Origin of the sequence: Streptomyces sp. NPDC088910, from assembly GCF_044749865.1 — a bacterium.
Classification (GTDB): domain Bacteria; phylum Actinomycetota; class Actinomycetes; order Streptomycetales; family Streptomycetaceae; genus Actinacidiphila.
In genome coordinates this window covers 357321-377581 of the sequence record NZ_JBIVIV010000007.1, presented here as the reverse complement: position 1 = coordinate 377581, position 20261 = coordinate 357321, and the positions used below count along the sequence as shown (strand labels likewise).

Genomic DNA, 20261 nt, shown 5'->3' with positions numbered 1-20261 from the left:
CGAGTGGTGGTTCGTTGTGGGGAGTTGGACGGCCGATGTCGCACAGGGGTTGTACGGGTTTCCGTTTGTTATAGATTTGGTCAAGTAGCGGCGGGGACAGTGGACTTCGCACCGGTTACCACCGTCTCCTGGCCCCTCGCCGCGTCCGCCGCCGGGTCCTCGCCGACCGCCGTCCCCGCGCCCACCGTCGGCAGCGTCACGCAGACCGTGAGGCCGCGGCCGGGTGCCGTCTCCAGCGCGACCGTGCCGTGGTGCGCCTGGACGACGGCCTGCACGATGGCCATGCCGAGGCCCGCGCCGCCGCTGTCGCGGGCGCGTCCTGCGTCGGCGCGGAAGAACCGGTCGAAGACGCGGGCCGCGTCCCGCTCGCTCATACCGGGACCCGAATCGGTGATCCGCAAGAGCAGTTTCTCGCCACGCGCGGCGACTTCGACGCTGGCCGGGGAGCGGGCCGGGGTGTGCACCCGCACATTGCTCAGCAGATTGCCCACGACCTGCCGCAACGCGGCCTCGTCGCCGAGGACTTCGGGCAGCGGTCCGCCGTCGGCCCGGCAGTCGGGCACCATCAGCGTCAGCGGCCGTTCCGGCTGCTGCGCGGCCAGGTCGGCGGCGGCGTCGCGGACCAGCCGGGACAGGTCGACGGCGCCGTGCGGCAGCGCGGGCCGGTCGTCGAGCCTGGCCAGCGCGAGGAGTTCGTCGACCAGGCGGCTCATCCGCAGCGCCTCGGAGCTGACCCGGCTCAGCGCCCGCTCCTTCTCGTCGGCGTCGAGCATGCCCTTCTCGTAGAGCTGGAGGTAGCCGCGCACCGACGCCAGCGGGGTGCGCAGCTCGTGCGAGGCGTCGGCCAGAAATCGACGCAACTGTGTGGTGGCGCGCTCGCTTTCGGTCACGGCGGTCTCGATCTGCTGGAGCATCGCGTTGAGCGCGCCGCTGAGCTGTTCGACCTCGCTGGAGCCGTGCCGCGCGGTGCCGATCCGCCGCCCGAGGTCGCCCCCGGCGATGGCGGACGCGGTCTCCACCATGTCCTCCAGCGGGCTCAGCCGCCGCCTGGCCGCGGTCAGCGAGCCGGTGGCGAGCAGCGCGAGCAGCACCACGCCGACGACCGATTCGACGATCAGCAGATTGCCGATCGCGTGCTTGACGCCGCTGAGCCGTATGCCCTTGACCACGATGGTGCCGTCGGAGAGCCGGATCGCGACCACCCGGTACTCCATCGAGCCGGTCTTCACGGTCTTCGCGCCGCCGCTGCGGACCAGCCCCGCCGGGTCGGGGATCGCCTCGGCGAGCCGCCGCTGCTCGGAGCTGACCGGAATGGTGCCGTCCTGGCAGACGGCGGCGGGCTCGCCGCGCCGGTCGAGCATGACGAACAGATCCTGCTGGAACGCCACCGCGATCGCCGAACTCCCCGGCCCGCCGCCCCCGTTCTGCCCGCCCTGCCCGCTCTGCAGGAGGTCGGCGAGCTGGCAGAGCCGCCGCACCATGTCCGCGTCGATCGAGGTCTTGGCGAGCGAGGACTGCGAGCCCTTCAGCGAGTCGTCGATCTCGCCGACCAGCACCATGTACGTGGCGGCGATGCTCGCGCAGGCCGCGAGCAGCAGGCCGACCGCGAGGAAGGTCACGTTGGCGATCGTGAAGCGCCCGCGCAGCGAGTGCGGGCGGGGCCACAGGCCGCACTTGTTCACCTTCACACCGCTCCCCCGGCCGCGGCGGCGCCCGGTCCCGCCGCGCGCAGCCCGTATCCGATCCCCCGCCGGGTCTCGATCAGCGGCGGCCCGAGCCGGTCGAGCTTGCGCCGCAGATACGAGATGTACGTCTCGACGACCGTGGACGAGACGGCCGTGTCGTACTGCCAGACGTGCTGGAGCAGTTGCTCCTTGGTGACGATCCGCCCGGCGTTGCGCAGCAGGTGCCGCAGCAGGTTGTACTCGGTGGGCGTCAGCTCGACGGGCTGCCCGCACCTGCGGACGGTGTACGTGGCCTCGTCCATCTCCAGGTCGCCGTGGCGCAGGACGCGCCCGTCGGCTCCCTCGCGGCGCCGGGTGCGGCGCAGCACCGCGTGCACGCGGGCCACCACCTCGTCGACGCCGAACGGCTTGGTGATGTAGTCGTCGCCGCCGAGCGCGAGCCCGGCGACCACGTCGCGCGGGGCGTCCCGCGCGGTGACGAAGATGACGGCGAGGTCGTCGGCGTCGGTCTCGGCGGCGCGTTCCTGGCGCAGCGCGCGGCAGACCTCCCAGCCGCTGCCGTCCGGCAGCATCACGTCGAGCAGTACGAGGTCGGGCCGGTGTTCGCGCGCGGCGGCCAGCGCCTCGCGCCCGGTCGCGGCACTGTGCACCGTGAAGCCGTTGTATTTCAGGGTGATGCGCAGGATGTCCGCGATCCCCGGTTCGTCCTCCACGATGAGCACGGTGGCGTCCATGCCCACCAGTATCCGCACTCCCCCCGGGGCCCCGTCCCGGCCGGAACTTTGGAGTTCCTTGAGAGAAGCGGGATCGGCTTGGCGGTCGGCGCGACAGCCACGGAGGCTGAAGAGGCTCGTTGGTCAGTCCACGGGTCCGTCGGTCAGTGCGCGGGTCCCGTTGGTCAACTCGTCGGTCGTGGAACGCTCGTTGATGGGGGATGTGGTCGTGGCCGTTGTGGCTCGATGGTGTTTTCGGCACAAATGGCTGGTGATGTCGTTCTGGCTGGCGGCGCTGCTGTGCGTCGGCGCGGTGGGCAACGCGCTCGGCAGCGGCTACTCCAACGCGTTCTCGCTCAAGGGCACCGAGTCCACCAAGGTCCTGGACCTGATGGACCAGGTGGTGCCCGAGCGGTCCGGCGAGGCCGACACGGTGGTGTGGCACGTCGACTCCGGTACGGTGCGCGACGCTTCGGTACGGGCGCGGCTCGACCCGGCGCTGGCGGACATCGCCCGGCAGAAGGACGTCGGGCAGGTCGTCAGCCCGTACGACCCGGCGGGCGCGGCGCAGATCAGCAAGGACGGCCGTACGGCGTACGCGACGGTGACGTACACCAAGCTCGGCGGTGACCTCTCCGACGACCAGGCGCAGAAGCTGATCGACACCGCGCACCACGCGGCGGCCAAGGGCCTGAGGGTCGAGGTCGGCGGCAACAAGCCCGCGCAGGCGGAGCAGCCGCTGCCGGGCCTCGCCGAGGGCGTCGGCATCGCGGCGGCGGCCGTGGTGCTGTTCCTGGCGCTGGGCTCGCTGTTCGGGATGCTGCTGCCGATCGTGACGGCGCTGTTCGGCATCGGCATCTCGTCGTCGGCGATCATCATCCTCAGCCACGGCATGGACGTGGCGGACTTCTCGCCGCAGCTCGCGACGCTGGTGGGTCTGGGCGTCGGCATCGACTACGCGCTGTTCATCGTGACCAGGCACCGCAGGGGAATCCTGCGCGGGAAGAGCCCCGAGGACGCGGCGGTCACCGCGCTCAACACCTCGGGCCGGGCCGTGCTGTTCGCGGGCGGCACGGTCTGCATCGCGCTGCTGGGCATGTTCACGCTGCGGCTGACCTTCCTCGACGGTGTGGCCGTCGCGGCGGCGCTGACCGTCGTCATCACGGTCGCCGCCGCGATGACGCTGCTGCCCGCGCTGCTCGGCCTGCTGGGCATGCGGGTGCTCAGCCGCAGGCAGCGCCGCGCGCTGGCGGCCGAGGGACCGCAGCCGGAGGTCGCGACGGGCGCGGCGGCGCGCTGGTCGTCGTTCCTCCAGCGGCACCCGCGGGTGCTCGCGGTGGCGGCGGTGGCCGTGATGGCCACCTTGGCGATCCCGGCGCTCGGCCTGCGCCTGGGCTCCTCCGACCAGGGCAACAACCCGACGACGACCACCACCCGCAAGGCGTACGACATGCTCGCGGACGGCTTCGGCCCCGGTTTCAACGGGCCGTTGACGATCCTCGCCGAGGTGCCGACCGGCGCGGACAGGACCGCGCTGAACGGCCTGGTCACGACGTTGAAGGACACCGACGGCATCGCGTACGCCGCCGCCCTGCCGATGAAGCCGGGCGACAAGGTGGCGTTCATCCAGGCGGTGCCGACCACCTCGCCGCAGGACAAGGCGACCTCCGACCTGATCGACCACCTGCGCGACGACGTCGTCCCGGCCGCCGAGCGGGGCAGCACGATGCGGGCGTACGTCGGCGGCCAGACGGCGATCTTCGAGGACTTCGCGACGGTCCTGTTCAACAAGCTGCCGCTGTTCATCGGCGTGATCATCGTGCTGGGCTTCCTGCTCCTGCTGGTCGCCTTCCGCAGCCTGGTGGTGCCGCTGACGGCCGCCGCGATGAACCTGATCGCGGCGGCGGCCTCCTTCGGGGTGCTGGTGGCCTGCTTCCAGTGGGGCTGGGGCGGTTCGCTGGCCGGGCGCGAGGGGCCGATCGACGCCTTCCTGCCGGTCATCATGCTCTCGCTGCTCTTCGGCCTGTCGATGGACTACCAGGTCTTCCTGGTCAGCCGGATGCACGAGGAGTGGGTGCACACCAAGGACAACGCGCGGGCGGTACGGGTCGGGCTCGCCGAGACCAGCCGGGTGATCAACTCGGCGGCGGTCATCATGATCTGCGTCTTCGGCGCCTTCGTGCTCAGCGGCGAGCGGGTGCTGGCGATGTTCGGCATCGGCCTGGCGGGCGCGGTCGCGCTGGACGCGTTCATCCTGCGGACGGTGCTGGTGCCGTCGCTGATGCACATGTTCGGCACCTCCAACTGGTGGCTGCCCGCGTGGCTGGACAAGCGGCTGCCGCACCTGGCGGTGGAGCCGGCCGAGGACGACGACCCCGCGGCAGGCGCGCCGACGGGCACGCTGATGGCCGCCGGGGCCGGTACGGACATCGTCTCCGGGCCCGCCGTACGCGGCCGGGTCACGGGCGCCGCCGGGCTGCCGGTGCCGCGCTCGGAGCTGACGCTGATCGCGGCGGACGGCCGCCAGGTGGGCCGCGCGGCGGCGGACGACGAGGGCGCCTTCGCTCTGCCGACACCGCGCGCGGGCTCGTACGTCCTGGTCGCCAACGCGCCGGGACACCACCCGCAGACGGCGAGCGTGCTGGCCTCCGACCGACCGGTGGAGTGTGATCTGCGCCTCACGGGGACGGGTGCGCTGACCGGTACGGTGCGGCGCGCGGACGGCCAGCCGGTCGAGGACGCGCGGGTCGTGCTGCACGACGCGGACGGCCACGAGGTGGCGGAGACGCGGACCGGCAAGGACGGCTCGTACGCCTTCGGCAATCTCTACCCCGGCCGATACACGCTGCTGACCATGGGCTATCCGCCGTTCCCCGCCACCGTCCGGGTCCCGGACGACGGCGGCGAGGGGGACGGTGACGTCGATCTGGAGCTGAGTTATTCGCAGGACTGACCGCGGCCGGGCGCCGCCGCTCCCCCGGCGGCGCCTGTCGTCAGGGCCCGGTTCCGAACCTTCGGAGCCGGGCCCTTCCGTATGCCCGGAGCACCGGCCTTGAACATGTTCAAAACTGGGTCTAGAGTCGTCGCGTCAGTAGGTTTGAACACGTTCAAACAAGGGGTGGACCCGCTATGGACCTGACCGTCCTCGCGTATGTGATCTATCTGGCCGTCAGCATCGGCCTGACCGTCTGGGTGGCCCGTACCCTCAGCAGCAACGGCCGGATCTTCCTCGCCGACGTGCTGCACGGCGACGAGAAGCTCGCCGACGCCGTCAACCACCTCCTGGTGGTCGGCTTCTATCTGGTGAACCTCGGCTTCGTCGCCCTCTACCTGAAGTCGGCCGACGCCGTCGACAACGCGCGCGGCCTGTTCGAGGCGCTGTCGGTCAAGCTCGGCGTCGTGCTGCTGGTGCTCGGCGTGATGCACCTCGGCAACGTCTACGTGCTCAACAAGATCCGGCGGCGCGGGCTGATGGAGCGCGAGCAGTACCCGCCGGTGGACAGCGACGGCTGGACGCAGCCGAACGGCCCGACCCCGGCCGGGGTGTGACATGACGCGCCTCACGCAGAGCGCGGTGACCGCGCGGCCCGACCGGCCGACGGCGCGGCCCGTGGCGCGGACGCCCCGCCCGCCCGTACGGCGGCTCACCGTGCTGTACGACCCCGCCTGCCGGCTGTGCGCCTTCGTACGGGACTGGCTCGTCCGGCAGCGGCAGCTCGTCAGACTCGACATGGTGCCGGTCGGCTCCCCCGAGGCCATGCACCGCTTCCCCGGCCTCGACCACGCGGCGACCGGGCGCGAGATCACCGTCGTCGGCGACGCGGGCCAGCTCTACCGGGGCGACTCCGCCTGGGTGGTGTGCCTGTGGGCGCTCGCCGACCACCGCGCCTTCTCGCACACCCTGGCCACCCCCGCGGGCCGCAGGCTCGCCCGCGCGGCGGTGCTGACCGCGGCCAAGTACCGCGAGAGCAAGCAGCGTTCGGCCGCGGCCCCGACCTGGTTCCCCGGGCGCAACGCGGCGGGCGCGCCCGGCCCCGCGCCGGTCAGGTCCGTACCCGGCTGGATCTACGACAAGGCGACCGGCTGGACGCAGAGCGACCCGGGCTCCCCGTCGGCACCGCCGGCCGACCCGCGGCGCGGCCGGGGCGCGGACTGCGCCGACGGCTGTGCGGGCGACGGATAGGCTCACCCGGGTGGAGCACGTGACAGACCAGCCGGAGCCCGCGGCCACGGGTCCGGCGGCGGAGCCGGGCCCCGGCCTGGGCGAGGAACTGCCCGGCGGCCGGGCCCGGCCCAAGACCGGCAAGAGCGAGCAGACCCGCGCGGTGATCCTGGAGACCGCGATGCGGCTGTTCCGCGAGCGCGGCTACGACAAGACCACGATGCGCGCCATCGCCCAGGAGGCGGGCGTCTCGGTCGGGAACGCCTACTACTACTTCCAGTCCAAGGAATTCCTGATCCAGGGGTTCTACGACCGGATGACGCACGACCACGCGGCCGACGCCCGGGTGCGCATGCGCGGGGTGACCGACTTCGCGGAGCGCCTGGAGATCACGCTCGCGTCCTGGCTGGACACCGCGGCCGAGTACCACGAATTCGCCGCCCAGTTCTTCCGCACGGCCGCCGACCCGGACAGCTCGCTCAGCCCGTTCTCGAACGAGTCGCACCCGGCCCGCGCCACCGCCGTCGAACTCTTCCGCGACGTGCTGTCCGGCTCCGACCTCGCCCCCAAGCTCGACTCCGAACTCGCCGAGCTGCTCCCCGAACTGCTCTGGCTGCACCTCATGGTCGTCGTCCTCTACTGGGTCTTCGACCGCACCCCCGACACCGCGCGGACCCGCGAGTTCGTGCACCGCTCCACCCCCGTGGCGGCCCGCGTCATCGGCCTGTCCCGCTACCGGGTCTTCCGCCCCGTCGTCCGCGACGCCAAGTCCCTCATCCAGGACTTCATCCTCCCGACGATCGGCCGCACCGCGGTCACACCGTCGAGTCGGCCGACTCCCGATCAGCCGGGGCAGCCGGGCTAGTCGGGGCGGTCGCTTCCGCCGGGTCGGCCGGACCGGCCTGCGCCGCCTCGCGGCGCAGCGCCCGCAGGCTCCGCGCGCCGAGGGCCGCGATGGCGGTGCCGAGGAGGAAGGAGACGATCGCGAGCGTGAGGTGGATCCAGAAGTAGGCGGTGGGCGATCCGTGGTCGCCGTCGTGGAAGGCCAGACCGCTGGTGTCCTTCCACAAATTCTTGACAAAGGTGACCCAGACGATCCACGACCACACACCGAAAGCGACCAGGAACCAGGACACGCGCCGACTGAGCTTCATGCGTCCCAGTATGTGCGGGCCCCCCGGTAGGAGGGCCGACGGGGGTGGCCGGTTCCCCGCGCGGGACGTGCGGATCGTCACGGCGGACGGCCCGCACCCGGGGGCGCGGCGGCCAGGAAAGGGCATGTACGTTTCCTCGGGTGCCCATGCCTACGACCGCCGCGCGCCGCACCGCGCCGCACCGTTCCGCCCTGGCCGTTCTCGCCGTGTCCGCCGTCGCCGCGCTGCTCGGCGGCACCGTCCTGACGGGGGCCGCGAGCGCGGCTCCGGCCGCCGGCACCAAGCCCGCGCCGAGACCGCCCGAGCACATGTCCACGGTGGGCGGCGACCGGCTGGGCGTGCCGGGCACGCAGGTGGACCCGGGACAGGGCGCGCCCGCGCTGCCCGCGAAGCTGACGGCGAAGTCCTGGATCGTGGCGGACGCCAAGACCGGCGAGATCTACGCCGCGCACAACGCGCACTGGCGGCTCCCCCCGGCCAGCACCCTGAAGATGCTGTTCGCCGACACGGTGCTGCCGAAGTTCCCGAAGAACACCGTGCGCAAGGTGCTGCCGTCCGACCTCCAGGGCATGGGCGAGGGCAGCAGCCTCGTCGGCATCAAGGAGAATCTGACCTACACCGTCCACGACCTGTGGCTCGGTGTCTTCCTGCGCTCGGGCAACGACGCGGTGCACGTGCTGTCCGCCATGAACGGCGGCGTCGCCAGGACCGTCGCGGACATGAACGCGCGGGCCAAGGAGTTGCAGGCGGCCGACACGCATGTGGTCACGCCCGACGGCTACGACGAGCGCGGGCAGGTCAGCAGCGCGTACGACCTCACGCTCTTCGCCCGCTCGGGGCTCCAGAACGCCGACTTCCGCGAGTACTGCTCGACGGTGAGCGCGCAGTTCCCCGGCGAGTGGAAGGTCGACAAGAACAAGAAGACCGGCAAGACCGCCAAGAAGCGCGAGTCGTTCGGCATCCAGAACACCAACCGGCTGCTCAGCGGCGACTACGGCCTGTCCCCCTACCCCGGCATCGCGGGCGTCAAGAACGGCAACACCACCAACGCGGGCGCCACCTTCACCGGGGTCGCGCAGCGCGACGGCCGTACGCTGCTGGTCACCGTCATGACGCCGAAGGCCGAGCACGACCTGGTCTACCGCGAGGCCGCCTCGCTGCTGGACTGGGGCTTCAAGGCCGCCCCTACGGTCAAGCCGGTCGGCACGCTGGTCCCGCCGCTGAGCCAACTGCCGCCGCCGGCCGCCACGACGAAGGCGCCCGAGGGCGACAAGGGACCGGCCACCGCCTCCGCGACGGCCGGTTCCTCCCACGACGGCCTGTGGACGGCGCTGGGCGTCGCCGCCGGTTCCCTGCTCGTCCTGGCCGTGGCGTTCATCGTGGTACGGAAGCTCCGCCCGCTGCCGTCCCCGGCCGGCGGTGGTCCTCATCCTGCCCCGCGTCCTGATCCCGCTCCGCGGCCCGGTGCTGACCCTGATCCTGGCCCTGATCCCGATCCCGATCGGGCGTCCGGTCCGGCGGCCGGGCCCGACCGCCGCTCCCGGCGCCGGAAGGGCTGACGGGCTCCGGGGCCCGCGTGGCCCCGTGGACCTCGATCACCTCGACGACCTCCACGGTCTCGACGGCTTCCCCCGGTTCCCCGGCGGCGTCACCGTCCCCGCCGTCCCCGCCGTCCCCGCCGTCCTTCTCGGGCGGCGGCGCGTGCCTGGGCGTCGCCGTCCACGCGGCGCAGTACAGCAGCAGCTTCGCCATGAAGTTGATCCAGAGCAGCAGGGCGACCGGCGTACCGAAGGCGCCGTACACGTTCTTGCCCGCGACGCCCTGGAGGTAGCCGCTGAGCAGCACCTTCAGCAGCTCGAAGCCGACCGCGCCGATGAACGCCGCCTGGACCACGGCGCGGCGCGACGGTTCGACGCCCGGCAGCAGCGTCAGCAGGTAGGTCAGGATCAGGAAGTCGGCCAGGACGGCGATGCAGAAGCCGAGGACGGTCAGCAGCGCGCGGCCGGGGCCGTGGTCGGCGAGCCCGGCCTTGTGGACGGTCCAGTCGACGGCCGCGGTCGCGAAGCCGGAGGCGGCGAGCGAGAGCAGGGCCGCCGCGCCGAGGCCGAGCAGGATGCCGCCGTCGACCAGTTTGGCGACGACGGGGTTGCGCTCCTCGTCGTCCTTGTCCCAGACCGCGCGCAGGCAGTCGCGCAGCGAGCCGACCCAGCCGATACCGGTGAAGAGCAGCGCGGCACCGGCGATCCCGCCGATGGTCCCGGCGTTGGCGACCAGGCCGTTGATGTCGAGCTGGTCGGCGATGCCGGGGATCTGGTCGGAGATCTTGTGCTGGAGGGTGTCGAGCTGATGCTGCGACAGCAGCGCGGCGCCGATCGCCGCGACGACCGCGAGCAGCGGGAAGAGCGAGAGGAAGCTGGTGAAGGTCATCGCGGCGGCCAGCCGCGTCCAGTGGACGGTCTGGAGGTGCGCGAAGGCGCGCCAGCCGTGTGTCCGCATCGCCGCGGCGATGCGCGGGCCGATCCAGGGCAACCTTGTCAACCAGTCCATAACGGGGGGCCTACCCTCCCCCGGCCCGCGCAGTCCCGCGGAACACGAAGGTGCGGGTTCCCCAGAAGCGCAGCGCGGTCGCGAGAGCCATGCCGATCCCCGCGCCCGACACGACATCGGCGCGCGCACTGGCCAGCCCGAGCACGTAGTGCGATACGCCCAGACAGCCCAACTGCACGAGCGCGCCCGCCACGTTCACCGCGAAGAAGACCCCGTACTGCCGCGCCCTGCCGACCGCGGGGGTCCGGCCCCGGTAGGTCCCCAGCGCGTTGCCGAGATACGCCACCGTGCACCCGGCGAGGAACGACAGCGCCTTCGCCCCGATCGGCCCGAACCCGCCGGGGCCGCGCAGCCAGACGAACAGCCCGAGGTCGGCGGCGTACGCGGCGCCGCCCGCGAGGGCGAAGCCGAGCACTTCCGAGCTGAGGCCCCGAGGGGAGCGCGCCCTCACCGGTTGACCGCCGCCAGGACGTAGAGGACGACCCAGGCCAGGGCGATGACGACCAGGGCGCGGTCGCGCAGGACGACGTCCTCGGGGGCGCCCGCGGAGCCCGCGTCGGCGAAGACGGCGTAGCGCAGGACGGAGAGGATGAAGGGGATCATCGAGAGCTGCCGCCAGGGGAGCCAGCCGTTGGGCGAGGCGCCGGTCTCCATCGACCACAGGCAGTAGGCGAGTACGGCGCCGCCCGCGGCGAGCTGCCAGACGAAGCGGAGGTAGCCGGTGGTGTACGCGCCGAGGAGGGCGCGGGAGGCGCCGACCTCGGAGCCCTCCGAGTCCTCGGGCGGCGCGGGGGCCGCCGCGGCGGTGGCGTCCGGCTGGGGTCCGACCGTCGGGGCCGCGGGGGCCGCCGCCGGGGCCCGTTCGGCGAGCCGCGACATCAGGACGAGTTCGGAGTAGCGCTTGGCGGCGACCATGAACAGCGCGCCGAAGCCCGAGGTGATCAGGAACCAGCGGGACAGGTCGATGCCGAGGGCGAGGCCGCCCGCCATGGCGCGCATCAGGAAGCCGGTGGTGACGATGACGAGGTCGACGACCAGCATGTGCTTGAGCCACACGCAGTAGGCCAGCTGCATGACCACGTATCCGGCGAGCAGCCCGGCCGTGTCCGGGTTGCAGAGCACCCCGGCCGCCGCGGGCGCGAGGACCGCGAGGGCGCCGCCCGCGGCGTACGCGACCGGCACCGGGACCTGTCCGCAGGCCACCGGGCGGCGGCACTTGACGGGGTGGGCGCGGTCGGCGTCGGCGTCGCGGGCGTCGTTGATCAGATAGACGGCGGCGGAGCAGCCGGTGAAGAGCACGAAGACGACGGCGAGCTGGAGTACGGCGTGCGCGGACAGCAGGCGCCCGGCGGCCAGCGGCGCGGCCAGCACGAGGACGTTCTTGACCCACTGCCGGGGCCGGGCGGTCCGCACCAGACCGGCGGGCAGGCCCCGTACGGAGACCGGGGGCGGGAAGCGTCCGGCCGAGGGGACGGCGGTCGCCGGTACGTCGTCGATGAGCGCGGCGGTGCGTTCCGTCATGACGGCCGCCCTCCGCGCAGGGCCCAGTTCCGGCCGAGCCGGGCGGTGACGGCGCCGAGCAGCGCGCCGCAGGCCACGTCGCTCGGGTAGTGGACGCCGACGACCATCCGGGACACGCACATGGCGGCGGCGAGCGGCGGGAGCGGCGCGGCGAACGGCGTACGGGGCATCAGTGCCCCGAAGGCGACGACGGCTGCGGCGGCCGAGGTGGCGTGCGAGCTGGGGAAGCTGTGCCGTCCGGCGGTGCGGACCAGCGGTTCGGCGTCCGGCAGCACCGGGCGCGGGCGGCGGACGACCCGTTTGACGCCCATGCTCGCCGCGTGGGCCGCGCCGACCAGTGTGGTGGCGCGCAGCCAGGCGCCGCGGCGGCCGGGGTCGGCGCAGGCGCCGGCGAGACCGGCGGCCAGCCAGACCGCGCCGTGCTCGCCCGCCCAGGACAGCGCGCGGGCCGCGCCCGCGACGCGGGGGTCGGTGCCGCGGCGGCGCAGCGCGGCCAGCAGGTGGTGGTCCGCGCGTTCCGCGGCGGAGTCGGGGTAGCGCACTGGTCGGTACTCCCTCGCAGCGACGGCTCGTGACCCGGGGCCGCCACGGCTGGGCGACCGGCCGCCCCACCTGGGCGAATTGTCGGGTCATCACACTTGGACCCCGAGTGCTTACCGTGCGCGACGGCTCCTCACGCACCACCACTCACCCTTTTCAGTGAGAAAAGCCGCATAACGCACTATTCGTGATCTTTCGCACCACTCAGAGCGCTACGGTCACGGACATGCCTGTACCCTCCGCGACGACCGTCCCCGTCACCGGCGAGGGCCGCACCGCCGCCGACGCCTCGGCCGACCCCACCGACGCCTCGACCGACCCCACCGCCGCCCCCCTCGATCGCGGCTCCGGCCCCGCCGACCTCCCCAGCCGCGTCGGCCCGGTCACCGGCTGGGGCCGCACCGCCCCCACCACCGCCCGCGTCCTGCGCCCCCTGACGTACGAGGCGGCCGTCGCGGCGGTCACCGGCAGCGACAGCCGCGGCGCCATCGCGCGGGGCCTGGGCCGGGCCTACGGGGACGCGGCGCAGAACGCGGGCGGCGCCGTCCTGGACATGACCGGACTCGACCGCGTCCACGAGATCGACGCCGTCAACGGCCTGGTCGTGTGCGACGCGGGCGTCTCGCTGCACCGCCTGATGGAGGTGCTGCTGCCGCTCGGCTGGTTCGTGCCCGTCACGCCCGGCACCCGCTATGTGACGGTCGGCGGCGCGATCGGCGCGGACATCCACGGCAAGAACCACCACGGCTCCGGGTCCTTCTCCCGCCATGTGCGCGCCATCGAACTGCTCACCGGTGACGGCGAGACCCGGCTGGTCACGCCCGAGGACGAGCCGGGCCTGTTCTGGGCGACGGCCGGCGGCATGGGCCTGACCGGCGTCATCCTGGCCGCGACCCTCCAGCTCCTGCCGGTCCAGACGTCGTTGATGACCGTGGACACCGAACGTGCCACCGACCTGGACGACCTGATGGCGCGGCTGACCGCGACCGACGACACGTACCGCTACTCGGTGGCCTGGATCGACCTGCTCGCGCGTGGCGCGAAGACCGGCCGCGCCGTCCTCACCCGCGGCGACCACGCCCCGCTCGACGCGCTGCCCGCCACGTCCCGCGCCCGCCGCGACCCGCTCGCCTTCCGCCCCGGACGGCTGCCCGCCGCCCCGCGCTTCGTCCCCGAGGGCCTGCTCGGCCGCACCAGCGTCGGCCTGTTCAACGAGTTCTGGTACCGCAGGGCCCCGCGCGAGCGGCGCGGCGAACTCCAGCGCCTGTCCGCCTTCTTCCACCCGCTGGACGGGCTGCCGCACTGGAACCGGATCTACGGCCGCAGCGGCTTCGTCCAGTACCAGTTCGTCGTCGGCCACGGACAGGAGGAGTCGCTGCGGCGCATCGTCGGACGGATCGGCGCCCGCGGCTGCCCGTCCTTCCTCGCCGTGCTCAAGCGCTTCGGCGAGGGCGACCCCGGCTGGCTCTCCTTCCCGATGGCGGGCTGGACCCTCGCCCTCGACATCCCCGCCGCGCTCCCCGGCCTCGGCGCGTTCCTCGACGAGCTGGACGAGGAGGTCGCGGAGGCGGGCGGCCGGGTCTACCTCGCCAAGGACGCGCGGCTGCGGCCCGAACTCCTGGCCCGGATGTACCCGCGCCTCGACGACTTCCGCACCCTGCGCGCCACGTACGACCCGCGCGGCGTGATCACGTCCGACCTCGCCCGCCGCCTGGCCCTCTAGGGCCCGCCGCCACAGCCTCGAAGGAGCTTCCCGTGAAGGACGCGTTCGGCGCCCCCCAGTCCCTGCTGATCCTCGGCGGCACCTCCGAGATCGCGCTGGCCACCGCCCGCCGCCTCATCGCCCGCCGCACCCGTACCGTCTATCTCGCGGGCCGCCCCTCCGAGGCGCTGGACGCCGCCGCGACGCAGTTGCGCGCGCTCGGCGCCGACGTCCACGCGGTCGGCTTCGACGCCCTCGACCCCGCCTCGCACGAGGAGGTCCTCGGCAAGCTCTTCACCGAGGGCGACATCGACATGGTGCTGCTCGCCTTCGGCGTCCTCGGCGACCAGGCCCGCGACGAGCAGGAACCGCTCTCGGCCGTCCACGTCGCCCAGGTCAACTACACCGGCGCCGTCTCCGCCTCCCTGGTCTGCGCGGGCGCCCTCCAGTCCCAGGGCCACGGCTCGCTGGTCGTGCTGTCCTCCGTGGCCGGCGAGCGCGCCCGCCGCGCCAACTTCATCTACGGCAGCAGCAAGGCCGGGCTCGACGCCTTCGCCCAGGGCCTCGGCGACGCCCTGCACGGGGCCGGCGTGCACGTCATGATCGTCCGCCCCGGCTTCGTCCGCACCAAGATGACCGCGGGGCGCGAGGAGGCCCCGCTGGCCACCACCCCCGAGGCCGTCGCGGTCGCCATCGAGACCGGGCTGCGCCGCCGCAGCGAAACGGTCTGGGTGCCCGGCACCCTGCGCGTGGTCATGTCGGCCCTGCGGCACGTCCCGAGGCCGCTCTTCCGCCGCCTGCCGGTCTGACCCGGCACCGGCTCCGCCGCGCGCGCCGTCGGCGGCGGGCGGCGGAGCCGTACGCTCCACAGACGGTGACACCGCGTTCCGGAGGAGGGGGCCATGGGGGCGACTCCCGCTGACGGGAGAGGACTTCGGGGTCGGCGGCTGCGGTGGCTGACCCCGCCGGTCGTGGCCTTCGCGGTCGTCGTCAGCTCCGTCTTCGCCGTCGCGGGCCTGTCCGGGACCGGTGCCAGGTCGGCCGTGCAGAGCGCGGCCCCGCCGCGGCCCGTGCTCACCCGGGTCGGCGCGTGGACGGCGGCGCTGGCGGGCGGCGGCCGGCGGGTCCGCCACCGCACGGTCCGCATGGTCGTGCACCCGACGATCGGCGGGACGGGCGTACGCGTGCGGCTGTCGAACCGGTACGGGACCGGGCCGCTGCCGGTCGGGGCCGTGGACGTGGCCGTACAGGCGCACGGCGGCGACGCCGTACCCGGCACGCATCACACCGCGACGTTCTCCGGGGCGGGCGCCACGACGATCCCGGCGGGGCGGGACGCGGCGACCGACCCGCTCGCGATGACCGTCAACGCGGACGAGAATCTGCTGGTCAGCGTCTACTTCCCCGGTGACGCGGGCGCGTCGGGGCGGCACTGGCTGGCCGCCGAGACCACGTACTACTCGGCGCCCGGCGACTTCGCCGCCGCCGACACCACCGCGCACTACCCCGTCTCGAACGGCGTCTGGTACTACCTCAGCGGCCTCGACGTCGAGTCCGCCACCGCCCGCGGCACCCTGGTCGCCTTCGGCGACTCCCTCACGGACGGCGCGGGTTCCAGCACGTCGGCCAACGCCCGCTGGCCCGACGTCCTCGCCCGGCGGCTGCGCGACCGGCCGGGCGGCCCGCTCCTCGGCGTCGTGGACGCGGGCCTGAGCGGCAACCGGGTGCTCACCGACACCGGCACCCGCTTCGGCACCAGCGCCCTGCACCGCTTCGCCCACGACGCCCTCGGCCAGCCCGGCGTCACGGCCGTGGTCCTGCTGGAGGGCATCAACGACATCAGCGTCGACCGCGGCCCGCACGGGCACCTCGCCGCGGCCGACCTCATCGACGCCTACCGCACCCTCGTCCGCCAGGCGCACGCGGCGGGCGTACGGATCTACGGCGCGACCCTGCCGCCCTTCCAGGGCTCCCGCCCCTACACCCCCGCCGGTGAGCGGACCCGCGAGACCGTCAACCGCTGGATGCTCGGCGGCCACGCCTTCGACGCCGTCTTCGACCTGTCCGCCGCGCTGCGCGACCCCGCCCGGCCGCACCGCCTGTCCCCCGCCTACGACAGCGGCGACCACCTGCATCCCAACGACGCCGGTTACCGCGCGATGGCGAACGCGATCGATCTCCGTACGCTGACGGCTCCGCTGACGCCGCGCGCGGCGGGCTGAGCGTCCGTACCCCCGCTCACAGGCGGCTGGGGGTCGCCTCGTCCGTCGTGTTCTCCGCGTCCTCCCCCGGTGGGGCGACCTCGCCGAAGCGGGCCAGGGCCAGGGCGCCGACGACCGCGAGGGCGAAGCCCGCGACCGCGACCGGGGCCCAGCCGTGGCGGGTGCGGTCGCCGAGGGCCAGGACGCCGACGAGCGCGGGGCCGACGGTCTCGCCGATGACCATGCCCGCGGTGGCGGCCGTCACCGAGCCGCGCTGGAGGGCGGAGGTCAGCAGCAGGAAGGCGGCTCCGCCGCCGACGAGGAGGCCGTACACGGCCGGGTTGGTGAGCAGCGCCACCGGGGTCATGCCGTCGATGACGCGGACGGCGACCTCGACCACGCCGAAGCCGAGGCCCGCGCCGAGGCCCAGCGCCGCCGCGCGGGAGCGTTCGGGGAGGCGGCCGGCCGCCGTGCCCGCCGCGAGGACGGCGAGGGCCGTGGCCAGCGTGCCCCAGCGCAGCGCCGTGCCGCCGTGGTCCGCGCCGGCCCCCTCGCTGCCCGAGGCCATGCCCAGCAGCGCCAGGCCGCCGCACACCGCCGCGACCGCGCCCCACTCGCGCGGCGACAGCCGCGTGTCCAGCAGCCGCGCCGCGGCGACCGCCGTGACGGCCAGGCTCGCCGCCAGGGCCGCGCCCACCGCGTAGATCGGCAGCGACCTCAGCGCGACCAGTTCGAGCGCGAAGCCCACGCCGTCGAGGCCCAGGCCCGCCACGTAGCGCCACTCGCGCAGGGCCCTGCCCAGCAGCCGCGCGTCGACCGCCGAGCCCGAGCCTCCGCCCGGCTCCGCCGCCGCCCGCGCCGCCACCGCTTGCAGCACCGACGCCACCCCGAAACACACGGCCGCGCCCAGCGCACACACCATTCCCAGAAGCACGCCACTGACTCTAGGGCGTCCAGCACCCCGGGCCCCGCCCCGAGCGCTTCCTCCGCCGCGGACGGCGAGCCGTCCCTTCCCACCGGCCGGTGGCCGCAAGCCCACCGAATCGCCCCTCCGGGCCCGGTGGTGCCCCGCACGCCCGTCGTGGCGCGTCGCGCAGTTCCCCGCGCCCCTCAAAAACCGGCCCACCCCGCCAGGGACGCGAGGAACTGCGCGGCCAGCCCCCCACCGGGCCGGTGGTCCGAAGCCAACCGAATCGCCCCTCCGGGCCCGGTGGTGACCTGCGGCAGCAATGTGGCTGAGCGCGCAGTTCCCCGCGCCCCTCAAAAGACCGGCCCACCCCCCGACCGAGAGACGACCCGCCCCGTCAGGGGCGCGGGGAACTGCGCGGCCAGCCCCCACCGGGCGGGTGGTCCGAAGCCAACCGAATTGCCCCTCTGGGGCCGGTGGTGACCTGCGGCAGCAATGTGGCTGAGCGCGCAGTTCCCCGCGCCCCTAAAAAACCGGCCCACCCCGTCAGGGGCGCGGGGAACTGCGCGGCCAGCCCCCACCGGCCGGTGGTGCGGAGAGGAGGGAACCGCCCCCGCCGGCGGGAGGGGGAAGGTCAGGCGGAGAGGACCGTGCGGAGTTGGGTGAGGCCCCAGTCGAGGTCGTCCTTGGAGATGGTGAGCGGCGGCGCCAGCCGAATGGTGCTGCCGTGGGTGTCCTTGGCGAGAACCCCGAGCGCCATGAGCCGCTCGGAGATCTCGCGGCCGGTCCCCACGGCGGGATCGATGTCGACCCCGGCCCACAGCCCGCGCCCGCGCACCTCGGTGACCTTGCCGGAGCCGGTGAGGAGGGCGAGCTCGCGGTGCAGGTGGTCACCGAGTTCGGCGGCGCGCTCCTGGTACTCCCCGGTGCGCAGCATGGCGAGGACTTCGAGCCCGACGGCGCAGGCCAGCGGGTTCCCGCCGAAGGTGGACCCGTGTTCGCCGGGCCGGTAGACGCCGAGGACGTCGCGGGAGGAGACCACGGCCGAGACGGGCACGACGCCGCCGCCGAGCGCCTTGCCGAGGACGTACATGTCGGGGACGACGTCCTCGTGCTCGCAGGCGAAGGTGCGGCCGGTCCTGCCGAGGCCGGACTGGATCTCGTCGGCGATGAAGAGCGCCCCGCGCTCGGCGGTGACCCGGCGCACCCCGGCGAGATAGCCCGGCGGCGGCACGAGGACGCCCGCCTCGCCCTGGATCGGCTCCAGCAGCACGGCGACGGTCTCGTCGTCCACGGCCGCTTCGAGCGCGGCGAGGTCGCCGTAGGGGACGGTCACGAAGCCGGGGGTGTACGGGCCGAAGTCCGCCCGCGCCTCGGGGTCGGTGGAGAAGCTGACGATCGTGGTGGTGCGCCCGTGGAAGTTCCCGGCCGCGACGACGATCCTGGCCCGGCCGTCCGGTACGCCCTTGACCCGGTAGCCCCACTTGCGCGCCGTTTTCACGGCGGTCTCCACCGCTTCGGCGCCGGTGTTCATCGGCAGCACCATCTCCATGCCGCACAGCTCGGCGAGCCGCGTACAGAAGTCCGCGAAGCGGTCGTGGTGGAAGGCGCGGGAGGTCAGCGTGACCCGGTCGAGCTGCGCCTTGGCCGCCGCGATCAGCCGGGGGTTGGCGTGGCCGAAGTTCAGCGCCGAGTAGCCCGCGAGCATGTCGAGGTAGCGGCGGCCCTCGACGTCGGTCATCCACGCGCCTTCGGCCGTGGCGACCACGACGGGAAGCGGGTGGTAATTGTGCGCGCTGTGCGCCTCGGCGGCGGCGATCCGCTCACCGGTGGTGCCGGTGGTACCTGCGGTGCCGGAAGGACCTGCGGTGGTGGTGGTCACGTGCGTTCTCCGTTCGTTGTACGTCGGAGGCCAGGGCGAAGGGGCGGGGTGACGCCCCTTTCTATCGTCGCTCGCCGCGATCACGGCGAAACCTCACCGACGGCGGCCAGTGGTGTCCACCAGGGGTATGGGAGCGGGGTCACCACCTGAGAGAATGATGGACATGGCAACAGATCGCCCGCGCGCGCTTTCCGGTATCCAGCCCACCGCCGGTTCGTTCCACCTGGGGAACTACCTGGGGGCGATCCGCCAGTACGTGGCGCTCCAGGAGACGCACGACGCCTTCTACATGGTGGTCGACCTGCACGCGATCACCGTGCCGCAGGACCCGGCCGAGCTGCGGGCGAACACGCGGCTGGCCGCCGCCCAGCTCCTGGCCGCCGGGCTCGACCCGGACCGCTGCACGCTGTTCATCCAGAGCCATGTGCCCGAGCACGCCCAGCTCGGCTGGGTGATGAACTGCCTGACCGGCTTCGGTGAGGCGTCCCGGATGACGCAGTTCAAGGACAAGTCGGCCAAGCAGGGCGCGGACCGCTCGACGGTCGGCCTGTTCACGTATCCGATCCTCCAGGTCGCGGACATCCTGCTGTACCAGGCGGACGCGGTGCCGGTCGGCGAGGACCAGCGGCAGCACATCGAGCTGACCCGCGACCTGGCGGAGCGGTTCAACACGCGCTTCGGCCCGACCTTCACCATCCCGGCGCCGCACATCGTGCGGGAGGTCGCGAAGATCTACGACCTCCAGGACCCGACGGCCAAGATGAGCAAGTCGGCGGCGTCGCCGAAGGGCCTGGTCAATCTACTGGACGAGCCGAAGACGTCGGCGAAGAAGTTCCGCAGCGCGGTGACGGACACCGGCACGGTCGTCAAATATGACGAAAAAGACAAGCCGGGCATCAGCAATCTGCTCACGATTCACTCCGCGCTCACCGGTACCGGAATTCCGGAACTCGAGGAGCGGTACGAGGGCAAGGGCTACGGTGCGCTGAAGACCGACCTCGCGGAGATCTTCGTGGAGTGGGTCACACCGTTCCGTGAGCGTACGCAGGAGTATCTGGGGGACCCGGAGACGTTGGACGCAGTGCTGGCGAAGGGTGCCGAGAAGGCGCGCGCCGTGGCGGCGGAGACGCTGGCCGGGGCGTACGACCGGGTCGGGTTCCTGCCCGCCAAGCACTGAGTACGGTACGGGGCGGTACCGAGGACGATTTTTCTGCTCTCGCATGATTGTCCCGCATGATGGCTGTATG

Annotated in this window: 17 protein-coding genes and 1 pseudogene; 9 read left to right on the top strand and 9 right to left on the bottom strand. The window is 73.2% G+C overall.

From position 1 onward, the window contains the following. Positions 1-80: 80 nt before the first annotated feature. A complete protein-coding gene (locus ACIP4Z_RS19055; RefSeq protein WP_401309401.1) occupies positions 81-1688 on the bottom strand; it encodes an ATP-binding protein in 1608 nt (535 codons plus the stop codon). Beyond that, the gene (locus tag ACIP4Z_RS19050; protein ID WP_391163328.1) at positions 1685-2419 is read right to left on the bottom strand and encodes a response regulator; all 735 of its coding nucleotides are present in this window, start codon (positions 2417-2419) and stop codon (positions 1685-1687) included. The genes ACIP4Z_RS19055 and ACIP4Z_RS19050 overlap by 4 nt, the downstream gene beginning before the upstream one ends. Positions 2420-2672: 253 nt before the next feature. On the opposite strand from ACIP4Z_RS19050, the gene ACIP4Z_RS19045 reads away from it, so the two are divergent. From ACIP4Z_RS19045 to ACIP4Z_RS19030, 4 genes are all read left to right on the top strand, one after another. Next, a complete protein-coding gene (locus ACIP4Z_RS19045) occupies positions 2673-5351 on the top strand; it encodes an MMPL family transporter (RefSeq protein ID WP_401309522.1) in 2679 nt (892 codons plus the stop codon). Positions 5352-5527: 176 nt separating this feature from the next. Further along, the gene (locus ACIP4Z_RS19040; protein WP_355336866.1) at positions 5528-5947 is read left to right on the top strand and encodes a hypothetical protein; all 420 of its coding nucleotides are present in this window, start codon (positions 5528-5530) and stop codon (positions 5945-5947) included. A 1-nt stretch (position 5948) separates the two neighbouring features. Then, positions 5949-6581 carry a thiol-disulfide oxidoreductase DCC family protein gene (locus ACIP4Z_RS19035; protein ID WP_401309397.1) on the top strand — a complete coding sequence of 211 codons (633 nt, stop codon included), beginning with the start codon at positions 5949-5951 and terminating at the stop codon, positions 6579-6581. A gap of 10 nt (positions 6582-6591) precedes the next feature. After that, on the top strand, positions 6592-7425 hold the full coding sequence (locus ACIP4Z_RS19030; protein WP_401309394.1) for a TetR family transcriptional regulator: 834 nt from the start codon (positions 6592-6594) through the stop codon (positions 7423-7425). Here ACIP4Z_RS19030 and ACIP4Z_RS19025 read toward each other — a convergent pair. Further along, positions 7376-7714, bottom strand: a complete 339-nt coding sequence (locus tag ACIP4Z_RS19025; protein ID WP_391050487.1) for an SCO4848 family membrane protein — start codon at positions 7712-7714, stop codon at positions 7376-7378. The genes ACIP4Z_RS19030 and ACIP4Z_RS19025 overlap by 50 nt on opposite strands. 146 nt (positions 7715-7860) lie before the next feature. On the opposite strand from ACIP4Z_RS19025, the gene ACIP4Z_RS19020 reads away from it, so the two are divergent. Beyond that, complete coding sequence (locus ACIP4Z_RS19020; protein ID WP_401309391.1) at positions 7861-9273, top strand: D-alanyl-D-alanine carboxypeptidase family protein; 1413 nt, start codon at positions 7861-7863, stop codon at positions 9271-9273. 79 nt (positions 9274-9352) lie between these two features. Here ACIP4Z_RS19020 and ACIP4Z_RS19015 read toward each other — a convergent pair. The 4 genes and pseudogenes from ACIP4Z_RS19015 to ACIP4Z_RS19000 form a co-directional block, all read right to left on the bottom strand. Then, positions 9353-10261: pseudogene (locus ACIP4Z_RS19015) on the bottom strand (YihY/virulence factor BrkB family protein); the annotation flags it as partial. Positions 10262-10271: 10 nt separating this feature from the next. Beyond that, entirely contained in the window at positions 10272-10712 is a 441-nt protein-coding gene (locus tag ACIP4Z_RS19010; protein WP_355336861.1) for a GtrA family protein, read from the bottom strand. Then, positions 10709-11782, bottom strand: a complete 1074-nt coding sequence (locus ACIP4Z_RS19005) for a decaprenyl-phosphate phosphoribosyltransferase (protein WP_401309388.1) — start codon at positions 11780-11782, stop codon at positions 10709-10711. Before ACIP4Z_RS19005 ends, ACIP4Z_RS19010 begins: the two co-directional genes overlap by 4 nt. Next, entirely contained in the window at positions 11779-12324 is a 546-nt protein-coding gene (locus ACIP4Z_RS19000) for a phosphatase PAP2 family protein (RefSeq protein WP_355336859.1), read from the bottom strand. Before ACIP4Z_RS19000 ends, ACIP4Z_RS19005 begins: the two co-directional genes overlap by 4 nt. A 224-nt stretch (positions 12325-12548) precedes the next feature. Here ACIP4Z_RS19000 and ACIP4Z_RS18995 point away from each other — a divergent pair, with 224 nt between their 5' ends. The 3 genes from ACIP4Z_RS18995 to ACIP4Z_RS18985 all read left to right on the top strand — a co-directional run bounded on the left by ACIP4Z_RS18995 (position 12549) and on the right by ACIP4Z_RS18985 (position 16246). After that, positions 12549-14045 (top strand): FAD-binding protein, encoded by a 1497-nt coding sequence (locus ACIP4Z_RS18995; protein WP_401309385.1) that lies wholly within the window; start codon positions 12549-12551, stop codon positions 14043-14045. A gap of 32 nt (positions 14046-14077) precedes the next feature. Then, positions 14078-14833: a decaprenylphospho-beta-D-erythro-pentofuranosid-2-ulose 2-reductase gene (locus ACIP4Z_RS18990; protein WP_355336857.1), complete on the top strand. Its 756-nt coding sequence runs from the start codon at positions 14078-14080 to the stop codon at positions 14831-14833. 93 nt (positions 14834-14926) lie between these two features. Then, the gene (locus ACIP4Z_RS18985) at positions 14927-16246 is read left to right on the top strand and encodes an SGNH/GDSL hydrolase family protein (protein WP_401309382.1); all 1320 of its coding nucleotides are present in this window, start codon (positions 14927-14929) and stop codon (positions 16244-16246) included. 16 nt (positions 16247-16262) lie between these two features. Here ACIP4Z_RS18985 and ACIP4Z_RS18980 read toward each other — a convergent pair whose 3' ends face one another. Together ACIP4Z_RS18980 and rocD are read right to left on the bottom strand one after the other, a co-directional pair. Beyond that, the gene (locus tag ACIP4Z_RS18980) at positions 16263-17147 is read right to left on the bottom strand and encodes a hypothetical protein (protein ID WP_355337201.1); all 885 of its coding nucleotides are present in this window, start codon (positions 17145-17147) and stop codon (positions 16263-16265) included. Positions 17148-17766: 619 nt separating this feature from the next. Then, entirely contained in the window at positions 17767-18951 is a 1185-nt protein-coding gene (gene rocD, locus ACIP4Z_RS18975) for an ornithine--oxo-acid transaminase (RefSeq protein ID WP_355337199.1), read from the bottom strand. A 226-nt stretch (positions 18952-19177) separates the two neighbouring features. On the opposite strand from rocD, the gene trpS reads away from it, so the two are divergent. Then, a complete protein-coding gene (trpS, locus tag ACIP4Z_RS18970; protein WP_391050482.1) occupies positions 19178-20191 on the top strand; it encodes a tryptophan--tRNA ligase in 1014 nt (337 codons plus the stop codon). Positions 20192-20261: the final 70 nt, after the last annotated feature.

Excerpts from the sequence above, each read along its gene's own strand:
- ACIP4Z_RS19050 (WP_391163328.1), bottom strand. The coding sequence starts at position 2,419 with ATGGACGCCACCGTGCTCATCGTGGAGGACGAACCGGGGATCGCGGAC.
- ACIP4Z_RS19045 (WP_401309522.1), top strand. The coding sequence starts at position 2,673 with ATGTCGTTCTGGCTGGCGGCGCTGCTGTGCGTCGGCGCGGTGGGCAAC.
- ACIP4Z_RS19040 (WP_355336866.1), top strand. The coding sequence starts at position 5,528 with ATGGACCTGACCGTCCTCGCGTATGTGATCTATCTGGCCGTCAGCATC.
- ACIP4Z_RS19035 (WP_401309397.1), top strand. The coding sequence starts at position 5,949 with ATGACGCGCCTCACGCAGAGCGCGGTGACCGCGCGGCCCGACCGGCCG.
- ACIP4Z_RS19025 (WP_391050487.1), bottom strand. The coding sequence starts at position 7,714 with ATGAAGCTCAGTCGGCGCGTGTCCTGGTTCCTGGTCGCTTTCGGTGTG.
- ACIP4Z_RS19020 (WP_401309391.1), top strand. The coding sequence starts at position 7,861 with ATGCCTACGACCGCCGCGCGCCGCACCGCGCCGCACCGTTCCGCCCTG.
- ACIP4Z_RS19005 (WP_401309388.1), bottom strand. The coding sequence starts at position 11,782 with ATGACGGAACGCACCGCCGCGCTCATCGACGACGTACCGGCGACCGCC.
- ACIP4Z_RS18995 (WP_401309385.1), top strand. The coding sequence starts at position 12,549 with ATGCCTGTACCCTCCGCGACGACCGTCCCCGTCACCGGCGAGGGCCGC.
- ACIP4Z_RS18985 (WP_401309382.1), top strand. The coding sequence starts at position 14,927 with ATGGGGGCGACTCCCGCTGACGGGAGAGGACTTCGGGGTCGGCGGCTG.
- ACIP4Z_RS18980 (WP_355337201.1), bottom strand. The coding sequence starts at position 17,147 with ATGGTGTGTGCGCTGGGCGCGGCCGTGTGTTTCGGGGTGGCGTCGGTG.
- trpS (WP_391050482.1), top strand. The coding sequence starts at position 19,178 with ATGGCAACAGATCGCCCGCGCGCGCTTTCCGGTATCCAGCCCACCGCC.